General features: G+C 70.0%; 19 protein-coding genes. 14 read left to right on the top strand and 5 right to left on the bottom strand.

The window, feature by feature from the left end; translation table 11 throughout:
• The first annotated feature begins 155 nt into the window (after positions 1–155).
• Entirely contained in the window at positions 156–389 is a 234-nt protein-coding gene (locus tag ACO0LV_RS03035) for a hypothetical protein (RefSeq protein WP_424786390.1), read from the top strand.
• Positions 390–656: 267 nt separating this feature from the next.
• Positions 657–1,316 carry a hypothetical protein gene (locus ACO0LV_RS03030; RefSeq protein WP_424786389.1) on the top strand — a complete coding sequence of 220 codons (660 nt, stop codon included), beginning with the start codon at positions 657–659 and terminating at the stop codon, positions 1,314–1,316.
• A 36-nt stretch (positions 1,317–1,352) separates the two neighbouring features.
• On the opposite strand, the gene disA is transcribed toward ACO0LV_RS03030, so the two are convergent.
• The 3 genes from disA to ACO0LV_RS03015 all read right to left on the bottom strand — a co-directional run bounded on the left by disA (position 1,353) and on the right by ACO0LV_RS03015 (position 6,130).
• On the bottom strand, positions 1,353–2,405 hold the full coding sequence (gene disA / locus ACO0LV_RS03025) for a DNA integrity scanning diadenylate cyclase DisA (RefSeq protein WP_424786653.1): 1,053 nt from the start codon (positions 2,403–2,405) through the stop codon (positions 1,353–1,355).
• 177 nt (positions 2,406–2,582) lie between these two features.
• Complete coding sequence (gene radA / locus ACO0LV_RS03020; RefSeq protein WP_424786388.1) at positions 2,583–3,971, bottom strand: DNA repair protein RadA; 1,389 nt, start codon at positions 3,969–3,971, stop codon at positions 2,583–2,585.
• A 134-nt stretch (positions 3,972–4,105) separates the two neighbouring features.
• A complete protein-coding gene (locus ACO0LV_RS03015; protein ID WP_424786387.1) occupies positions 4,106–6,130 on the bottom strand; it encodes a M3 family metallopeptidase in 2,025 nt (674 codons plus the stop codon).
• A 130-nt stretch (positions 6,131–6,260) separates the two neighbouring features.
• Here ACO0LV_RS03015 and ACO0LV_RS03010 point away from each other — a divergent pair, with 130 nt between their 5' ends.
• The 5 genes from ACO0LV_RS03010 to ACO0LV_RS02990 all read left to right on the top strand — a co-directional run bounded on the left by ACO0LV_RS03010 (position 6,261) and on the right by ACO0LV_RS02990 (position 9,701).
• Positions 6,261–7,073 carry a hypothetical protein gene (locus tag ACO0LV_RS03010; protein ID WP_424786386.1) on the top strand — a complete coding sequence of 271 codons (813 nt, stop codon included), beginning with the start codon at positions 6,261–6,263 and terminating at the stop codon, positions 7,071–7,073.
• 48 nt (positions 7,074–7,121) lie between these two features.
• Entirely contained in the window at positions 7,122–7,925 is an 804-nt protein-coding gene (proC, locus tag ACO0LV_RS03005) for a pyrroline-5-carboxylate reductase (protein WP_424786385.1), read from the top strand.
• Positions 7,925–9,106: an acetoin utilization protein AcuC gene (locus ACO0LV_RS03000; protein ID WP_424786384.1), complete on the top strand. Its 1,182-nt coding sequence runs from the start codon at positions 7,925–7,927 to the stop codon at positions 9,104–9,106. The genes proC and ACO0LV_RS03000 overlap by 1 nt, the downstream gene beginning before the upstream one ends.
• 180 nt (positions 9,107–9,286) lie before the next feature.
• Positions 9,287–9,499, top strand: coding sequence for a helix-turn-helix domain-containing protein (locus ACO0LV_RS02995; RefSeq protein ID WP_424786383.1), 213 nt, complete (start codon positions 9,287–9,289; stop codon positions 9,497–9,499).
• 103 nt (positions 9,500–9,602) lie between these two features.
• Positions 9,603–9,701 (top strand): 30S ribosomal protein bS22, encoded by a 99-nt coding sequence (locus tag ACO0LV_RS02990; RefSeq protein WP_005504750.1) that lies wholly within the window; start codon positions 9,603–9,605, stop codon positions 9,699–9,701.
• 33 nt (positions 9,702–9,734) lie between these two features.
• Here the strand turns inward: ACO0LV_RS02990 and ACO0LV_RS02985 are convergent, their stop codons facing one another.
• On the bottom strand, positions 9,735–10,532 hold the full coding sequence (locus ACO0LV_RS02985) for an HAD family hydrolase (RefSeq protein WP_424786382.1): 798 nt from the start codon (positions 10,530–10,532) through the stop codon (positions 9,735–9,737).
• A gap of 174 nt (positions 10,533–10,706) precedes the next feature.
• Between ACO0LV_RS02985 and ACO0LV_RS02980 the strand changes: the two genes are divergently transcribed.
• Positions 10,707–11,012, top strand: a complete 306-nt coding sequence (locus ACO0LV_RS02980; protein WP_424786381.1) for a glutaredoxin family protein — start codon at positions 10,707–10,709, stop codon at positions 11,010–11,012.
• 115 nt (positions 11,013–11,127) lie between these two features.
• Here ACO0LV_RS02980 and ACO0LV_RS02975 read toward each other — a convergent pair whose 3' ends face one another.
• Entirely contained in the window at positions 11,128–11,664 is a 537-nt protein-coding gene (locus tag ACO0LV_RS02975; protein WP_424786380.1) for a YceI family protein, read from the bottom strand.
• An 83-nt stretch (positions 11,665–11,747) separates the two neighbouring features.
• On the opposite strand from ACO0LV_RS02975, the gene ACO0LV_RS02970 reads away from it, so the two are divergent.
• Genes ACO0LV_RS02970 through ccsB form a run of 6 tightly spaced genes read left to right on the top strand, consistent with a single transcriptional unit; the run spans position 11,748 to position 17,143 of the window.
• Complete coding sequence (locus ACO0LV_RS02970; RefSeq protein ID WP_424786379.1) at positions 11,748–12,269, top strand: MarR family winged helix-turn-helix transcriptional regulator; 522 nt, start codon at positions 11,748–11,750, stop codon at positions 12,267–12,269.
• Between the two features lie 49 nt (positions 12,270–12,318).
• Positions 12,319–12,963: a histidine phosphatase family protein gene (locus ACO0LV_RS02965; protein ID WP_424786378.1), complete on the top strand. Its 645-nt coding sequence runs from the start codon at positions 12,319–12,321 to the stop codon at positions 12,961–12,963.
• Positions 12,964–12,979: 16 nt separating this feature from the next.
• Positions 12,980–13,564 carry a TlpA family protein disulfide reductase gene (locus tag ACO0LV_RS02960; protein WP_424786377.1) on the top strand — a complete coding sequence of 195 codons (585 nt, stop codon included), beginning with the start codon at positions 12,980–12,982 and terminating at the stop codon, positions 13,562–13,564.
• Positions 13,564–14,343: a cytochrome c biogenesis CcdA family protein gene (locus ACO0LV_RS02955; protein ID WP_424786652.1), complete on the top strand. Its 780-nt coding sequence runs from the start codon at positions 13,564–13,566 to the stop codon at positions 14,341–14,343. Before ACO0LV_RS02960 ends, ACO0LV_RS02955 begins: the two co-directional genes overlap by 1 nt.
• Positions 14,343–16,070, top strand: coding sequence for a cytochrome c biogenesis protein ResB (gene resB, locus ACO0LV_RS02950; protein ID WP_424786376.1), 1,728 nt, complete (start codon positions 14,343–14,345; stop codon positions 16,068–16,070). The genes ACO0LV_RS02955 and resB overlap by 1 nt, the downstream gene beginning before the upstream one ends.
• The gene (gene ccsB, locus ACO0LV_RS02945) at positions 16,070–17,143 is read left to right on the top strand and encodes a c-type cytochrome biogenesis protein CcsB (RefSeq protein WP_424786375.1); all 1,074 of its coding nucleotides are present in this window, start codon (positions 16,070–16,072) and stop codon (positions 17,141–17,143) included. Before resB ends, ccsB begins: the two co-directional genes overlap by 1 nt.
• Positions 17,144–17,183 lie beyond the last annotated feature (40 nt).

Raw genomic sequence — 17,183 nt, 5'->3', positions numbered from 1 at the left:
CGTCGAGTCGGTCCCGATCGACCAGGTCGCGTTCGGGGGCCTCCCGCCCCAGCAGAGGCCGGTCGAGGTCATCCAGTTCGGGTCGGTCGCGCACCTCGTCACGGTCGAGTTCATCGGGTTCATTCGGCGGCAGCCGCAGGAGTAGCGGCGGAGGCTTGGGCGGTGCCGGTTCGCGTGGCCGCAGCGCCGCGGGCCGCAGTTCCAGCAGTGCGTCCTTCGGCCGGTCCGCGCCCCGGCGCAGGCGCTCCTACAGCCGTTCGCACTACAACCGTGGTTACGGGCATCAGCACGGGTACGGGCGCCGACGCGGTGGCAGCATCCTCGGCGCGGTGGTCGGCGTGATCGTGGTGATCGTGGTGCTGCTCATCCTCTGGGCGATCCTGGTCTGAGCCCACGCCGCTGCGGCTCCGACCGGGTGGGGGCGGTCCGGCTTAGCATGATCGCCGATGGCCCGCAGCACACGACCCGCCTCCGGGACCGGCAGCGCGACGAAACGTCAGCGCCCCGGTTCCGGTTCGCGGCGTCCTTCGGCCGGGTCACGCAGCGGTTCCGGCCAGCGCCGGAGTCCGGCGTCGTCACGCAGCAGTCCCGGTCAGCGCCGTGGGGCGAATCCGCCGAGCGGTCGCCGGCGTAACCCGAACCGGTGGCGGTTCTATGTGTTGCTGGCCCTGCTCGGGTTGATCGTGGCCACCGTGGTGTGGTTCACGGTGGGGCGCGAGGCGTGGGCATCCTTCATGGACGGCCGGAGCGAAGCCGCTCAGGAGCAGCCGGTGACCGATGACGGCACGGGCGGGCGCGAGGACGAAGCCGGTGACACCGGCGACGGTGACACCGGTGGTGCCGATGACGAAAGCGACGACACCGAAGCCGGTAGCGGGCCTGATCCCGCAGGCAGCGGCACCGAAGAGCCGGACGAGGACGCCTTGGCCAACCCGGTGCAGTGTCGCAGCGACGCCATCAGGGTGGAACTGGACCTGGGCGGGTCGCGCCACCCGGCCGGGGAGGCGTTACCGATCTCGGTGTCGGTGGCCAATACCGGTCCGGTGCCGTGCCTGGTGGACCTGGGTCACCAGGCGATGCAGGTCGACGTCACATCCGGCGAGGACGAGATTTGGACCACCGCCCAGTGTCCCCGCGGTGAGGGCACCCGGGACCTGCTGTTGGACATCGATGCCCGCGTGGGGCATACGGTGACCTGGAACGGGCAGCGCTGCGGCTCCGACGGAACGGCACAGGCCGGCACCTACCGGATCAACGTGTCGGTGGCCGGCAGCGATGGCCCGGTGCGGGCCGGGGCGGTCCTGGAACTGACCTGACCGGCCGGCTCCATGACCGGGGTCGGGTGAGCCCGGTCAGACGAATCGCTCCAGCAGGGAGGACTCGGCCTGCCGGGACAATCCCTCACGAACGGTCCGGGCCCGTTGTGACCCCACACCTTCGACCACCTCGAGGTCATCGATCGTGGCCGAGAGCATCCGCTGCAGCGATCCGAAGTGGCGAACCAGGGCCTCGATCACCGAGGGGGGCAGCCGCGGCACCCGGGTCAGCATCCGGTGCCCGCGCGGGGCGATCGCCGAATCCAGCGACTCGCCCTTGCGCCCGCCCAGGCCGAGCACCCGCGAGATCTGGACCAGGTCGATCAGCTCGGTGGAGTCCAGGTCGGTCAGGTCATCCAGCACATCGTCGAGACTGCGGGCGCTGCGGTCGTCCAGGTAATCGCGCACCACAAGTTCCAGGTCCGGACCCACGCCGGAGATCAGTTCGTCGAACTGCAGTGCCAGCAGGCGCCCGTTGGTGCCGAGTTCCACCACGTAGTCGGAGATCTCCGCCGAGATTCGGCGGACCATCTCCAGCCGTTGCACCACCGCCGCCACGTCGCGGACGGTGACCAGGTCCTCGATCTCCAGGGCCGAGAGAGTCCCGGAGACCTCATCGAGCCGGGCCTTGTACCGCTCGAGCGTGGCCAGGGCCTGGTTCGCCCGGGACAGGATGACGTCGGAGTCCTCCAGGACGTAGCGTTGATCGCCCACGTACACGGCCACGATGTGCATCGACTGCGACACCGAGATCACCGGGAACCCGGTCTGCTTGGCCGCGCGTTCGGCGGTGCGGTGCCGGGTTCCGGACTCGGTGGTCTCGATGGTGGAGTCGGGCAGCAACTGCACGGCCGCGCGCAGGATCCGTCCGGCGTACTGGTCCACCACGATCGCGCCGTCCATCTTGGCCAGTTCGCGTAACCGGGTGGAGGAGAAGGGCACATCGAGTTCGAACCCACCCGAACACATCCCGGCGACCACGTCGTCGTAGCCGAAGACGATCAGGGCTCCGGTGCGTCCGCGCAGCACCCGCTCCAACCCGTCCCGTAGTTCGGTGCCCGGGGCGACCGCGCGCAAGGTCTCGCGCATCAGCGCGGGCAGTGCCGTACCGGCCACGTAGCACCTCTCGCAGATCGGCTGATATCGACGGCGACGCCACGTTGTCGCACCGCCGTACCGCGGCTGGCGCGGTGCTGCACAGTGTAGAGGCTGACCACGGTCGCGATGGCGCCGGTGGTGCCGGTGCTCAGGGCGTGTACAGGTCGTTCAGCGCACCGGGCGCGGACGCGGGCGGGCCAGCTCGATCGCCTCGGCGAGGTCGGGTGCCTGCAACACCTGCATCCCGGCCGGCCCTCGCACCGGTTCGGACCCCGGACGGGGGCGGGGCACGATCGCGGTGTGGAAGCCGAGTCGGTGCGCCTCGCCCAGGCGCCGCTCGGTGCCGGTCGCCGCACGCAGTTCACCGGCCAGGCCCACCTCGCCCACCGCGATCATGCCGGCGGTGGTGGGCATCTCCTGCACGGCGCTGGAGACCGCCAGCGCGATGGCCAGGTCCGCGGCCGGCTCCACCGCGCGGGAGCCCCCCACGGTGGACACGTACACATCGGTGTTGGTGGTGGCCAGCCCGCACCGTGCCTGCAGCACCGCCAGGGTCATCGCGAGCCGGGAGGAGTCCACGCCGGAGGTGGTCCGCCGGGCGTGCGGGTTGGGTGTGGGGGCGACCAGGGCCTGGATCTCGATCGGCATCGGGCGCCGCCCGTCCAGGGTCACGGTCACGCACGTACCCGGCACCGGTTGGCGGGCCCCGGACAGGAACAACCCGCTGGGATCGGGCAAGGAGTGGATGCCGGACTCGGTCAGGGTGAAGCACCCGACCTCATCGGTGGGCCCGTACCGATTCTTCAGCGCCCGCACCATCCGCAGTTGGGCGTGCTTGTCTCCCTCGAACTGGCAGACCACGTCCACCAGGTGCTCCAGCACGCGCGGTCCGGCGATCGAGCCGTCCTTGGTCACGTGCCCGACGAGGACCACCGGCACCGCGGCACGTTTGGCCACAGCGATCAGGGCGGAGGCCACCTCGCGAACCTGGGTCACCGAGCCGGCGCTGGACTCCACCTGGGCCGAGGAGATCGTCTGGACCGAGTCCACGATCACCAGGTCGGGGGTGGTCTTGCCGATGTGGGCCAGCACCGAACCGAGGTCGGTCTCGGCGGCCAGCAGCAGTGACGGTTCCAGGGCGCCGATGCGTTCGGCGCGCAGCCGCACCTGGCTGGCTGACTCCTCCCCGGTGATGTACAGCACCGTGGCGCCCGCACGGGCGGTTCGGGCGGCGGTATCGAGGACCAGGGTGGACTTGCCCACACCGGGCTCCCCGGCCAGCAGCACCACCGCTCCGGGAACCAGTCCACCGCCGAGCACCCTGTCGAACTCACTGACGCCGGTGGAGCGGAACCGGGCACGTTGGGAGTCCACCTGCTCGATCGGCAGCGCTGGGGTGCGCACGCTGGCGGCGGCTTTGGTACGGGGGCCGCCCTGTTCGGCCCCGGCCTCGATCACGGTGCCCCAGGCTTGGCACTCCCCGCATCTCCCGACCCACTTGCTGGTCGTCCAACCGCACTCGCTGCAACGGAAGGCGGATCTTGTCGCAGGGGGCATGCCCGGAACTCTACCCATCGGCTCCGACACCCGGGCTCGCGCGCCGAGCCTGTGGGCCCGCCGATGGCGTCGGCGCAGCCGGCGTATCGCCGGGTGCGCGACCCCGGCCCCAGGAGCGCGGCCCGACGGTGGTGCTACTGCGCCAGCCAGGCGGCGAAGGCGTCGAAGGAGTAGGGCCGGCCGAGGAAGTCGGCCACCAGATCCGCCGCGTCCCTGCTGCCGCCGGGCACCAGCACCGTCTCCCGGTACCGATGGGCGATCTCAGGGGCGAACATGTCCTCCCGCTCGAACGCCGAGAACAGGTCCTTGGCGATCACGAGCGACCACATGTAGGTGTAGTAACCGGAGGAGTACCCGTCCAGGTGCCCGAACGCCGCGGCCATGTGGGTCCCGGGGATGTAGGGGAACAACGAGTACTGCTCCTGCAACTGCGCGGTCCGGGCGGTCAGGTCCGCCACCTGATTGACGTGGAAGTCGTAGGACATCGCCGCGTAGAACATCTGAGTGCGCGCGTCGAAGCCCTTGCCGAAGTCATCGGCCCGGCGCATCCTGGCCACCAGGTCCGCCGGGATGGGATCACCCTCGGCGTTCACCGCGAAGGTGGCGAGCACCTCGGCATCCCAGGCCCATTCCTCGAGCATCTGACTGGGGGCCTCCACGAAGTCCCACTCGGTGGCCACCCCGGAGAATCGCACCCACTCACCGCGCCCGGCGAGCACGTGGTGCAGCAGGTGGCCGAACTCGTGGAAGAGGGTCACCACGTCGTCGTGCTCCATCAAACCGCGGGAGAAGTTGCAGGCGAGCACCCCCTCGGGCAGCTGCACCCCGGCCACGCCCGGCACGAGGTCGAACTGGGCGGCGTGCTTGAACTTGCCCTCCCGGGGGTGCAGGTCCAGGTAGATCCGGCCCAACGACTGCCCGGGTGTCTCTTCGCCCGGACGGCCTTGCTGCCCGCCCGCCGAGACGCCGTCGTCGGCAAGTCCGGTGCCGCCGTCGTCGGGACTCCCGTCGGCGGGGCCCGCAGCGTCCTGCCGCAGGTACACGTCGTACACCGCCACGTCCTCGTGCCAGACCGGCACCTGCACCGGCCGGTAGACGAGACCGAACAACCGGCCGGTGACCTCCAGCAGCCCCTGGCGTACGCGCGTGAAGTCGAAGTACGTGCGCACCTGCCCCGAGTCCACCCCGAAGCGTTCCTTGCGGACCAGTTCGGTGTAGTAGGTCAGGTCAGCCGCATCGATCGTGGTGGCGCCCGGCCGGTCCTGGCGCAGCCGGTCCAGGAGCACTTCTCGGTCCCGTTCGCCTGACTCTGTGGCCGCAGCCGCGATGGAGTCGATGAACTCTTTGATCGCCGTGCCGGCGCCGATCATCTTCACCTCGGCGTCGTAGTCGGCCCAGTTCGCATAACCCACCAGGCGGGCGTACTCGGCGCGCAGGGCGAACAGTTCCTGCAGCAGTTCATCGCCCGCCGGCCAGCCCCGGTTCAGGAACTCGATCCGCAGTTCCCGGCGGGCGTCGGCATCGTGGGCGAAGGTGGCGAACGGAATGACGTCGGGGTAGTCGGTGGTGACCTGCACCAGCCCGTCCGTACCGGCGGGGTGGGCATCGACCCAGTCCTGCGGCAGGCCGGCCAGGCGGTCGGGGCTGAGCCGGATGGAGCGCACGTCCTGGCGGATGTTCTTGCTGAAGTCCTGGCTGATCACCACCAGGCGCTCGGAGATCTCCCGCAGTCGCTGCCGGGTGGCTTCGTCCCGGTCCACCCCCGCCCGGCGGAAGTCCTGCAGCACCTTGGCGTGCAGCCGCGCAGCCAACCGGTCCAGGCCGCAGGCGTCGAGTCGCTCGAAGACGGCGAACAGGTCGGTGTCCAGTTCCAGTTCGGTGGTGAGTCGCTCCACGTCCTGCAGGGTGTCGTCCCCTCGGCTGCGGGCCTGCTCGGAGGTGTGCATCTCACTGAACACCGAGGCGATCGAGGCCAGGTTGGAGATGGTCCGCTCGATCTCGTTCCACCTGCGCAACACCTCGGTGGCATCGAGGCCGGCGGCTGCCTTGAGGTCATTGACCAGGCTTCGTGCGCGGGCCAGGTCGTGCGTGGCGCGCTCCTGCAACCAGGAGGGCGCGTCGGCGTCGGCGGGCAGGGTCAGGGAGTTCGGCGTCGTCACACCGACCGAGCGTAGCTGCCCGGGAGGATGCCCCGACGGTGCTGCGCGGATCCGGCAGCGGCGGCGCGGCAACGGCGCGGGTGCGCTGTTGGGACGCACCTGAGCCGTGCGGGTGCGTACTCTGGCTGTCATGTCCGGCCGACACGTTGATTCTCCCGAACCCGCAGGCGGCGCAGGTGAGGCTGCGCACTCCGGTGCCGGGACCAGCGGCCGGACGGCTGCGCACTCCGGCACCGCCGGAGCGGGGACTGGCGGCACCACGGCCGGCCGCCGGGTGCAGAAGCCGGGCCGGGGCCGGGTGCTGTTGATCGTCGTGATCGTGGCCCTGGTCGTGGTGGCGGCGATCGTGACCGTGCTGCTGATCCAGAACCAGCGCCAGAGTCAGGCCGAGCCGGAGGTTCCGGACCCGGTCACCACCACCCTGCCGACGCCGACCCCGGCCGGGGACCCGATGGAGGTCAGCGAGGACAGCCAGCTGGTGCAGGCGTTGCCCACCACGGTGCTGGACCACGTCCTCACCGAACTGGCGGCCGATCAGGATGCCTTTGCCGAGCACGAGGCTCTGGAGGGCTGGTTCCTCACCTACAGTGCGCCCGGCTCGGACATCGAGGTGCACGTGCTGCAGTGGGAGAGCGCCGATGAGGCCGCCGCCCACGCTGAGGACGTGGCCTCCGGACCGGAGGGACTGTCCGACGGCGAGGGCCGGCGCAGCGGGGACGTGGCGGTGCAGGGGGAGTCGGTGGGCCGCTACGAGATCGGGGTGCTCGCCGGGGAGCAGCAGCCCGCCGAGCCGTCCACGCCGGCCGAGGACGACTCCGAACCGCTCGCCACGCCGGAACCGCTGGGGCCGGGAATGGCCGTGTGGAGGAACGGCACGGTGGTGTTCGTGGCCACGGGTGACGCGGGACGGCTGGCCCAGTTCTACGACAACTATCCCTTCTGATCACCTCCGGCGATCCGGGCGGTGGGACAGCATGAAGACGGAGGAACCATGAGTTGCAAGGTGGCCTTGATCGGCACCGGGGTGATGGGGCAGGCGGTGCTGCGTTCGGTGGTCGAGCACACCGGGGCCGACCAGGTGCGCGTGCACGACGTGCGAACCGAGGCCGGCCGGAAGGTGGCGCAGGAGCACAAGGTGATGTGGGCCGAAACGGTCGGAGCCGCCGGGGCCGGCGCAGAGGTCGTGATCGTGGCCGTCAAACCACACGACGTGTCCGGCGTGCTCGCCGAGCTCGGCCCGGTGCTCACCGACAGCACGGTGGTGGTCAGCATCGCCGCCGGAGTGAGTACCGCAAGGATGGCCGAACACCTTCCCGAGGGCACCGTCACGGTGCGCGTGATGCCCAATACCCCGGCCCTGATCGGGCAGGGTGTCAGCGTGCTCAGCCCGGGCCCGCACGCCACCGAGGAGCACCTTGGTCTGGTGCGCGACCTGATGGCCGGCACCGGCTTCGTGACCAGCGTGGCCGAGAACTACCAGGATGTGGTCACCGCGATCAGCGGCTCCGGTCCGGCCTACGTGTTCTACCTGATCGATGCCCTGGCCGAGGCTGCGGTGCTGGGCGGGCTCGGCAGGGACCTGGCGCTGGAACTGGCCCGGCGCACGGTGGCCGGTGCCGGTGCGATGGCCGCGGAGTCGGCGGACCACCCGGTGGTGCTCCGCGAGCGCGTCTCCTCGCCGGGTGGCACCACCATGGCTGCGCTGGCCGAACTCGACGACCGCGCGGTGCGGGCCGCGGTGGTGGCCGCCGCGCAGCGTGCGTGGGAGCGGGCCGGGGAACTGGGGCAGGGCTGATGACCGCCCGGGTGCAACTGCCCTGGAGTCCGGAGCTGCTGACCTACAACTTCGGCCCGGGCCATCCGATGGCGCCGGTTCGCACCCGGCTGGCATTCGCGCTGCTGGAGCACCTGGGCCTGCTGCAGAGCCCGCAGGTGCACCTGATCGAGGCGACTGCGGCCGACGACGCGATGCTGGGCACCGTGCACGAGCCCGGGTACATCCAGGCGGTGCGCCGGGGCGGGCGGGGAACACCGGATGAGCAGCGCGGCCTGGGCACCATGGACAACCCGCTGTTCGAGGCGATGCATGATTCCTCGGCCCTGATCGCCGGGGCCTCGGTGGCGGCAGCGCGCGCGGTGTGGACCGGGCAGGTGCCGCACGCGGTGAACATCGCCGGCGGGTTACACCACGCCATGGCCGGACGGGCCGGAGGCTTCTGCATCTACAACGATGTGGCGATCGCGATCCGCTGGCTCCTGGACCATGGCGCCGAGCGGGTGCTGTACGTCGACGTCGATGCCCATCACGGCGACGGGGTGGAGGCGGCGTTCTGGGATGAACCGCGCGTGGTGACCGTCTCGGTGCACCAGAACGGGGAGACGATCTTTCCCGGCACCGGCTTCGCCCAGGACATCGGTGGGCCGAACGCGCAAGGGCATGCCGTGAACGTGGCATTGCCACCAGGGGTCGATGACAAGCCGTGGTTGCGGGCCGTGGAGGCGGTACTGGTACCCGTGGCCAAGGAGTTCGGGCCCCAGGTGATCGTCAGTCAGCACGGGGCCGATGCCCACCGGCACGACCCGCTGACGCAGATGGACGTCTCGGTCGACGCCCAGGTTGCGGCCGCGCAGATGATCGCGCAGGTGGCTGCTGAGCACGCCCAGGACCGGTGGGTGGCCACCGGCGGTGGCGGATACGACGTGGCCGCCACGGTGCCGCGGGTGTGGGCCCGGTTGGTGGCTGCGGCAGCCGGGGTGGACATTCGCGCCGATACACCCACGCCGCAGGCCTGGCGGGACCTGGTCGCCGAGCTGGGGCTGGGCCCGGCACCGGAGACGATGGGTGAGGGCATGGACACCGGCATCCGCTCCTGGGTGGATGGATACGACCCTGCCGACTCGGTGGACCGGGCCATCATGGCCACCCGCCGCAGCGCGTTCCCGGCACTGGGGCTGGACCCGCTGACCGCCTGGTGAACACCGGGCCGAGCCGCAGGTGGCACGGGATCAGAGCAACCGGGATCTCGATCGTCACACCGTCCACTTCCTTCCCAGGCCGTTCTCCCATAGGATGCTGAACTGTCCGGCACCGCGACAACGATGACGGATGCCTCGATACCCGACCCCATGGCGGGTCCGAACCGGAAGGAACAGCCGATGGCAGATGCCCAGGCACCAAAGTTCCTGACGGTGGCCGAGGTCGCCGACATGGCTCGGGTCTCCCGGATGACCGTGTACCGGATGGTGCACTCCGGTGAGTTGCCGGCGGTCCGGGTGGGCAAGTCCTACCGGGTACCCCAGGCCGCGGTCGAGGAGATGCTGTCCGAGGGCCTGGACTGGCCCGGATCGGCATCGGCGTCCGGTCGCTGATCGAGCGCGTAGACTACCTCCGCAGTACCCACCGCCGCTGCGGCTGACGCAGGGGTGGTGCGCTTTGAACCTGTTTCTGTCTGTTCCAACTGTGTGAGGTCCCGTGGGCTCGGTAATCAAGAAGCGTCGCAAGCGGATGTCGAAGAAGAAGCACCGCAAACTGCTCCGCAAGACGCGCCACCAGCGCCGCAACAAGAAGTAGCCACCGACTGGGGGCCCGCCCCGGTGCGGTCCCTCAGCCCTGGCGGTGGCCCACGAGCCGGCGCAGCAGTGCCCTGCTCAGGGCGCGCAGACCGGTGGCCACGGCCCAGACGGCACCGGCCTGGCCCGCGGTGCGTAGCCCACTTCGCACGTTGCGGCGCCGCCGGCGGAAGTCCCGTACCGGCCAGCCGATATCGGCGGCGAACAGGCGCAGCCGTGGGTCGGGATTGATCGCGCACGGCTCACCCACGGTGCGCAGCATCGGGATGTCGTGGCTGGAGTCGCCGTAGGCGGCGCACTCGGCCAGGTCCAGCCCCTCCCGTTCGGCGATCTCGCGTACTGCGGCGGCCTTGTGCTGCCCGTGCATCATGTCTCCGACCAGCCGCCCGGTGTAGACCCCGTCCTGCTCCTCGGCCACCGTTCCCAGCACCCCGGTCAGGTTCAGCCGCCTGGCCACCAGTTCGCCCACCTCTCGGGGTGCGGCGGTGACGATCCAGACCTGGTCGCCCTGCGCCAGGTGATCGTTGAGCAGGTCCCGGGCGCCCGGGAAGATGCGGTGGGTCAGGACCTGTTCGTAGAGTTCTTCGGCCACCGCGAGCATCTCGGCCACCGAGTGCCCCTCGATGGTGGCCAGCGCGCGGGCCCGGACCCTGGCGATGTGCTTCTTGTTCTCCCCGAACAGGAAGTAGTAGAAGGCGTGCGCGGCGAAGAAGACGATGTCACGGCGCCGGAACATGCCCCGGCGATGCAGTTCTCTGGCCAGGTGGTAGGAGGACGCGCCCCGGACGATCGTGTTGTCGACGTCGAAGAACGCTGCGGACCCGGATGTCACGGGCCCACCCTAACCATGCCCGCCGCGTTCCCACGAACACTCACGGCCCGGAGCCGCGGAGATTTCCGGACGCGGCGGGGCGCGCCAACGCGGCCGGTCCCGGTGCGCGCCGGCCGCGTGGACCGGTGCCGCGGCGGCCGGAAGGGTACCGGCGCGGGCCGGTATCGTGAATGCGTGGATGAGTCGATGGTGCGGGTCGAACTCGTGGTGCGGGAGCAGTGCCACCTGTGTGAGCAGGCGCGCCGGGTGGTGCGCTCGGTCTGTGAGCCGGCGGCCGTGGACTGGGTCGAGGTGGATGTCGACGAGGACCATGCACGGCAGCGTCGGTACGGCGAACTCGTGCCGGTGGTGCTGGTCGACGGGGTTCAGGTGGACTACTGGCAGATCGACCCGGGCCGGCTGCGGGCGGCCGTGCAGGGAGCGGGCACACCCGGGCGGCGTGGGCTTCGCGATCTGCTGCGCCGGCGCCGGCAGCAGTAGCGGCAGCCCGCCGGGCCCATGACGGGCGGGCAGGCGGGGGAGCGAGCGAGCGCCCGGGCCGCGGCCCGGGCGCTCGCCTTCGGTCTGGGCAGCGATGCTGCCGGCAGTGCCGGTGTCAGCCCTGCAGGATGCCCACGACCTCCAACTCGATGGCGACCTTGTCGCCCACCAGGACGCCGCCGCCCTCGAGGGCCACGTTCCAGGTCAGCTCGAAGTCCTTGCGGGAGATCGAGGTGGTCCCGGAGAACGCGGCACGGGTCTCCTGCTCCGGGCCGGTGCCCACGCCGTCGAGTGCGGCGTTCAGGGTGACCGGCTTCGTGACGCCATTGATGGTCAGGTCGCCGGAGACCTCCAGGTCGTCGGCGGTGCCGCTGACCGAGGTGGAGGTGAAGTTCCAGGTCGGGTTCTGCTCGGCGTTCCAGAAGTCAGGGCTGGTCAGGTGCTGGTCTCGCTGCTCGTTGCCGGTGTCCACGCTGGCTGCGTCGATCTGCACGCTCGCCGAGGACTCGGTGATCGGATCGCCGACGGTCAGTGAGCCGGAGAAGACGGCCATCGAGCCGCGCACCTTGGCGATGCCGGCGTGGCGGACCGAGAAGCCCAGGTTGGAGTGGGCGGCATCGATCTCGTAGGTACCGGGGGTGAGGGTGGACATGCAGTGGCTCCTTGAGTGGTAGGTAGTTCAACGTTCAAGGATGTAGTTGAACATAGAACTACCCGTGTGTCAAGATGGTGCCCATGAACGAGTCCGGAACCCGCTGGCTGACCCCGCATCAGCAGCAGCAGTGGCGCGCGATCCAACGCGGTATGGCATTGGTCACCGATCACCTCGACCGTGACCTGGTGGCGGCCGAGGGGCTGAGCCTGCATGAGTACGAGGTGATGGTGCGCCTGTCGGAGGTCCCGGATCGCCGGCTGCGGATGTCCACGCTGGCCGATCAGCTTGTCCACTCCCGCTCGCGCCTGACCCACACCGTGGGCCGGATGGAGGCCAAGGGCCTGGTCAGCCGGTGCAAGGCGGACGGCGACGGGCGGGGGGTGCAGTGCGTGCTGACCGACGCCGGATTCGAGCGGCTGGCCGCAGCAGCACCCACCCACGTTGCTTCGGTCCGGCGGCGTCTGGTCGATGTGCTCGACGACGACCAGCTGGACGCACTCGGCGCTGCCTTCACCCGGATCGCCGCGGTGATCGAGGAGTCGACGACGACGCAGCCCAAGCCCGCCCTGGCGGCACCGGCCGAAGGGGTCGCCCGGGGCTGAGCCGGCACCGCTGGCGCAGAAGGCCGTGGAAGTTTGCGAGACTGGTGCCATGCGTCGAACCGTCGTCCATCTCCTGCGTCATGGTGAGGTCTACAATCCGGCCGGGGTCCTCTACGGCCGTGCCCCCGGCTACCACCTGTCCGAGCGCGGAGAGGCGATGGCCGAGCGGATCGCACAGACCTTCATCGACCGGGGGGCCGACGTCACCCACGTGGTGGCCTCACCGCTGTTGCGGGCCCAGCAGACCGCGACGCCGCTGGCCCGGGCCTACGACCTGGGCATCCACACCGATGCGCGCGTGATCGAGGCGCGTAACCACTTCGAGGGGCTGGCGCTGAACTCCAACCCTCGCGAACTGCTCAAGCCGGTGCACTGGCCGTTCCTGCTCAACCCGTTCCGGCCTTCCTGGGGCGAGCCCTACACCTCCCAGGTTCGCCGGATGTTCGCCGCGATCCGCCAGGCCCGCAGCGCAGCCGTCGGCCATGAGGCGGTCATCACCGCGCACCAGCTCCCCATCTGGCTGACCCGCCTCGAGGTGGAGGGCCGGCCCAAGTATCACGACCCGCGCAAGCGCGAGTGCGCGCTTGCCTCCCTGACCAGCCTCACCTTCGACGGCGCCACCCTGGTGGACCTGACGTATACCGAGCCGGCTGCCGACCTGCTCGACCCCGCCTCGGCGAGCGTCGGTGCGTGAGAGCGAGCGTGGGCGCATGAGGAGGACCGTCCAGGCCGCCGTGGCGGCCCTTGCCGCGTTGGCGCTGCTGGCCGGCTGCGCAGGGTCCGACGGCGGCGCTGGCGCCACCGCGGACGTGCCGGGGTCCGGATATGTCTCCGGGGACGGCAGCGTGGAGACGTGGGCGCCGAGTGAGCGGGGTGAGGCGGTCGAACTGGCCGGAGCCTCCTACGGCGGGGAGGACATCGATCTGGCCGACCTGCACGGCCAGGTGGTGGTGGTCAACTTCTGGTACGCCAACTGTCCGCCGTGCCGTAAGGAGGCCCCGGACCTGGCGGCACTGTCGGAGCAGTATGGGCCCGATGGCGTGCAGTTCCTGGGGGTCAACCACACCGACGCTCCGGGCACGGCACAGGCCTTCGAACGCCGCTTCGGCATCCCCTACCCCTCGTTGCACGATCGCGAGTCCGCCGGGGTGGCGGCGTTCCAAGGGGTGGTGCCGTTGCGCGCGATGCCCACGACCGTGGTGCTGGACACGGAGGGACGCGTCGCCGCGCGGGTCCTGGGACTGGCCGAGCGCAGCATGCTGTCCACCTTGATCGACGAGACCCTCGCCGAGTGATGGGCTGGCTGGAGCAGGTGGGCGAGAGTTTCGCCCAGGCCATCTACAGCGGCCCGATGCTGGCTGCGTTGCCGATCGCACTGCTGGCGGGGTTCATCTCGTTCGCCTCGCCGTGTGTGCTGCCCCTGGTGCCCGGCTACCTCGGCTACATCTCCGCCATGAGCGGGGCCGACGCCGGCGGCAAGGGTGCCGCACGCGGATCGCGGCTACGACTGGTCGCGGGCGTGGGATTGTTCATCCTGGGCTTCACTGCGGTGTTCGTGCTGCTGACCATGGCGCTCAGTACCGCCGGGTTGTTCCTGGTGCGATGGCAGGACCTGATCACCCGGCTGCTCGGCGTGCTGGTCGTGGTGCTCGGTCTGGCCTTCATCGGGCGGATCCCGTTCCTGCAGCGCCAGCGCCGTCTGCAGGTCAACCCGAAGGCCGGGGTGTTCGGCGCGCCGGTGTTGGGTGTGGTGTTCGGCTTGGGCTGGACCCCGTGCATCGGCCCGACCCTGGCTGCTGTCCTCGCCCTGGCGCACGAGGCCGCTGCCCCGGGCCGGGCGCTGGCGTTGGTGATCGCCTACTGCCTGGGGCTGGGGGTGCCGTTCATCATGGTGGCCATGGGGCTGAAGTCCTCCGAGCGCATGATGGGCTTCCTGCGCCGCCACCGGGTGGTCATCATGCGGATCGGCGGGGTGATGCTCGTGCTGATCGGTCTGGCCCTGGTCACCGGCCTGTGGGGTGCCCTCACCCAGTGGATGCAGGGCTACATCGCCGACTTCGAGACCATCATCTGATGGCTCGGTACACCCCCGAGGGGTTGCGCGGTGCGCAGGAAGACGACGCCGGCACTGCTGCCGGTCCCGGAAGTGCAGCGGGCCGGAAACAGCCCGCTGCGGCAGTGGGCGCGGCGGGCAACAGGGGCGTTGCGTCGTCCTCGGGCCCGACCAAGGGGCTGGGCGTGCGCGGTTGGGCGCGCTGGATGTGGCGCCAGCTGACGAGCATGCGGGTGGCACTGCTGCTGCTCCTGCTGCTATCCGTGGTCGCGATGCCGGGGGCGTTCTTCCCCCAGCGCCGGGTGAACCCGCACCTGGTGGCCCAGTACTACGAGGACAACCCCACCATGGCGCCCTGGCTGGACCGGGCGTACATGTTCGACGTGTTCTCCTCCCCGTGGTTCTCCGCCGTCTACCTGCTGCTGTTCACCTCCCTGATCGGGTGCATAGTGCCGCGCACGATCACCCACGTACGGGGCCTGCGTGCCCAGCCCACCCGGGTCCCCTCCCGGTTCACCCGGTTCCCGGTGCGCTCCGAGCGTCCGGTACGAGCCCCCGCCGCCAAGGTGGCCCAACGCCTGCACACCTCGTTCGGGTGGCGGTACCGCACCACCGCGGCCACCGAGGAGGGGCGGGGGGCGGGCAGTGCCGGGGAGGCCGTGCACACCATCTCCGCCGAGCGCGGCTACGGCAAGGAGACCGGCAACATCGTCTTCCACCTGGCCCTGGTGGGGCTGTTGGTGGTCACCGCCTGGGGCGAACTGGTGCATTACCGCGGGCAGGCCATGGTCATCGAGGGCACCACGTTCGTCAACTCCGCCCTGGACTACGACTCGTTCGAGTCCGGATCGCTGTTCGATGCGGACTCGGTGGACCCCTACCGGATCCGGCTGGATGAGTTCGTACCGGATTTCACCGCCGACGCCCAGCCCCGTGACTTCACCGCCCACGTGACCTTGATGCAGACCGATGGGACCACCACCGACGAGACGATCAGGGTGAACCATCCCCTCGGGGTATCGGGATCCCGGGTGTACCTGATGGGCAACGGCTTCGCGCCGGATCTGACCATCACCGACGCAGCCGGCGAGATCGCGCACGACGGCCCGGTGCCGTTCCTGCCGGCCGACAATGACCCCGGATACACCTCCACCGGGGTGGTGATGGTGCCGGATGCCAATGAGGGACAGCCGCAGTTGGCCTTCAACGGCTCCCTGCTGCCCACCGCACTGGAGGGGGAGGACGGGACCTACCTGGGCTCGGCGTACCCCCAGCCGCTGGACCCGGTGATGATCCTGCAGATGTACGTCGGTGACCTGGGCCTGGACGAGGGCTTCCCCCGCAGCCAGTTCGTGCTCGACACCACCGGCCTGGACCAGGCCACCACCACCGGGGAGGACGGCCAGGAGCGCCCGGTGCAGTTGGAACTGCGTCCCGGAGAGAGCGTGGACCTGCCCGACGGGCACGGCACGCTGACCTTCAACGGGTTGCCGCGGTTCGTGGCACTGGATCTGCGATACGATCCCGCACCGATCTGGCAGGGCCTGTTCGCCACGTTGGCCTTCGGCGGCCTGATCGCCTCCTTGTTCCTGCCCCGGCGGCGGGTCTGGGTGCGTGTGGTTCCCGGCTCCGACGGGACTAGTGTGGTGCACGCTGCGGCGCTGGCCCGTCACGACGATCCCGGGTTGCGCTCCGAGCTGGATCGCATCCTGGGTGTGCTGCCCGACCCGGGCTCGAAGGAGAAATGATGTACGAACTGGAGACCCTCAGCACGCTGCTGGTCTACGGCACAATCGTCAGTTACGTCGTGGCCATGGTGTCCTTCGCCATCGACCTGTCCGGCTTCGGCAGGGATGCCGATCCGAACCGTTCCCGGCGCGCGGCCGGTATCGCGATGAGCACCAGTTGGATGGGCCTGGTCTTCCATGTGCTGGCCGTGCTGCTGCGCGGGATCGCCGCCGAGCGGGTCCCGTGGGCGAACATGTACGAGTTCACGCTGATGTCCACCATGTTCACCATGGCGGTGTTCCTGGTCATCAACCGGTTCACCGACATCCGTTACCTCGGGGTGCTGATCAGCCTGGTCAACGTGACCGGCCTGTTCGTGGCGATCCTGTTGCTGTACGTGGGGGCCGAGGGCGTGCAGCCGGCACTGCAGTCCTACTGGCTCGTGGTCCACGTCTCGGTCGCCACGCTGGCGACCGGGCTGTTCTGCGTCGCCGCGGCGTTGTCGGTGCTGCAGTTGGTACGCGGTCGCGACGAGGCGCAGCGCACGGCAGCCGCGGACCGGACGGCGGAGCCGGACGGCCCCGGTCCCGAGCCCGGTTCCGGGGGTGCGGGCGTCGCGGATGAGGCATCCGGCGACACACTGGTGGCGGCGCCGGCAGCGAAACGGACGGAGGTCGAGGCGCAATCCCAGGATGGCGTTGCGGTGGACCTGGACGTCCAGGAGCCGGCGATGCCCCCGGCGCGGGACACGTTCTTCTCCCGGTTGCTCGATGCCTTCCCGTCCGCCCAGTCCCTGGAGCGGCTGTCCTACCGGCTCAACGCGGTGGCGTTGGTGGGATGGACCTTCGTGCTGATCACCGGGTCGATCTGGGCCGAGTACGCCTGGGGCCGTGCCTGGAACTGGGACCCCAAGGAAGTGGTCACGCTGGTGGTCTGGCTGATCTACGCCGCCTACTGCCACGTGCGCCTGACCACCGGCTGGGACAAGAAGACGTTCGCCTACTTCTCCCTGGCCGGGTTCGCGGCGCTGATGTTCAACTACTACGGCGTGAACATCTTCATCAACTCCCTGCACTCCTACTCCGGCATCTAAGGGGTACCGCCCAAGGACCGGCGCGCCGAAGGCATCCAGC

Origin of the sequence: Pseudactinotalea sp. Z1739, assembly GCF_049725055.1 — a bacterium.
GTDB lineage: Bacteria > Actinomycetota > Actinomycetes > Actinomycetales > Beutenbergiaceae > CALKWS01.
This window is presented reverse-complemented; position numbering and strand designations above follow the sequence as displayed.

Excerpts from the sequence above, each read along its gene's own strand:
- proC (WP_424786385.1), top strand. The coding sequence starts at position 7,122 with ATGAGTTGCAAGGTGGCCTTGATCGGCACCGGGGTGATGGGGCAGGCG.
- disA (WP_424786653.1), bottom strand. The coding sequence starts at position 2,405 with ATGCGCGAGACCTTGCGCGCGGTCGCCCCGGGCACCGAACTACGGGAC.
- ACO0LV_RS02970 (WP_424786379.1), top strand. The coding sequence starts at position 11,748 with ATGAACGAGTCCGGAACCCGCTGGCTGACCCCGCATCAGCAGCAGCAG.
- ACO0LV_RS02960 (WP_424786377.1), top strand. The coding sequence starts at position 12,980 with ATGAGGAGGACCGTCCAGGCCGCCGTGGCGGCCCTTGCCGCGTTGGCG.
- ACO0LV_RS02995 (WP_424786383.1), top strand. The coding sequence starts at position 9,287 with ATGGCAGATGCCCAGGCACCAAAGTTCCTGACGGTGGCCGAGGTCGCC.
- ACO0LV_RS03000 (WP_424786384.1), top strand. The coding sequence starts at position 7,925 with ATGACCGCCCGGGTGCAACTGCCCTGGAGTCCGGAGCTGCTGACCTAC.
- ACO0LV_RS03010 (WP_424786386.1), top strand. The coding sequence starts at position 6,261 with ATGTCCGGCCGACACGTTGATTCTCCCGAACCCGCAGGCGGCGCAGGT.
- resB (WP_424786376.1), top strand. The coding sequence starts at position 14,343 with ATGGCTCGGTACACCCCCGAGGGGTTGCGCGGTGCGCAGGAAGACGAC.
- ccsB (WP_424786375.1), top strand. The coding sequence starts at position 16,070 with ATGTACGAACTGGAGACCCTCAGCACGCTGCTGGTCTACGGCACAATC.
- ACO0LV_RS02975 (WP_424786380.1), bottom strand. The coding sequence starts at position 11,664 with ATGTCCACCCTCACCCCCGGTACCTACGAGATCGATGCCGCCCACTCC.
- ACO0LV_RS02965 (WP_424786378.1), top strand. The coding sequence starts at position 12,319 with ATGCGTCGAACCGTCGTCCATCTCCTGCGTCATGGTGAGGTCTACAAT.
- radA (WP_424786388.1), bottom strand. The coding sequence starts at position 3,971 with ATGCCCCCTGCGACAAGATCCGCCTTCCGTTGCAGCGAGTGCGGTTGG.
- ACO0LV_RS02955 (WP_424786652.1), top strand. The coding sequence starts at position 13,564 with ATGGGCTGGCTGGAGCAGGTGGGCGAGAGTTTCGCCCAGGCCATCTAC.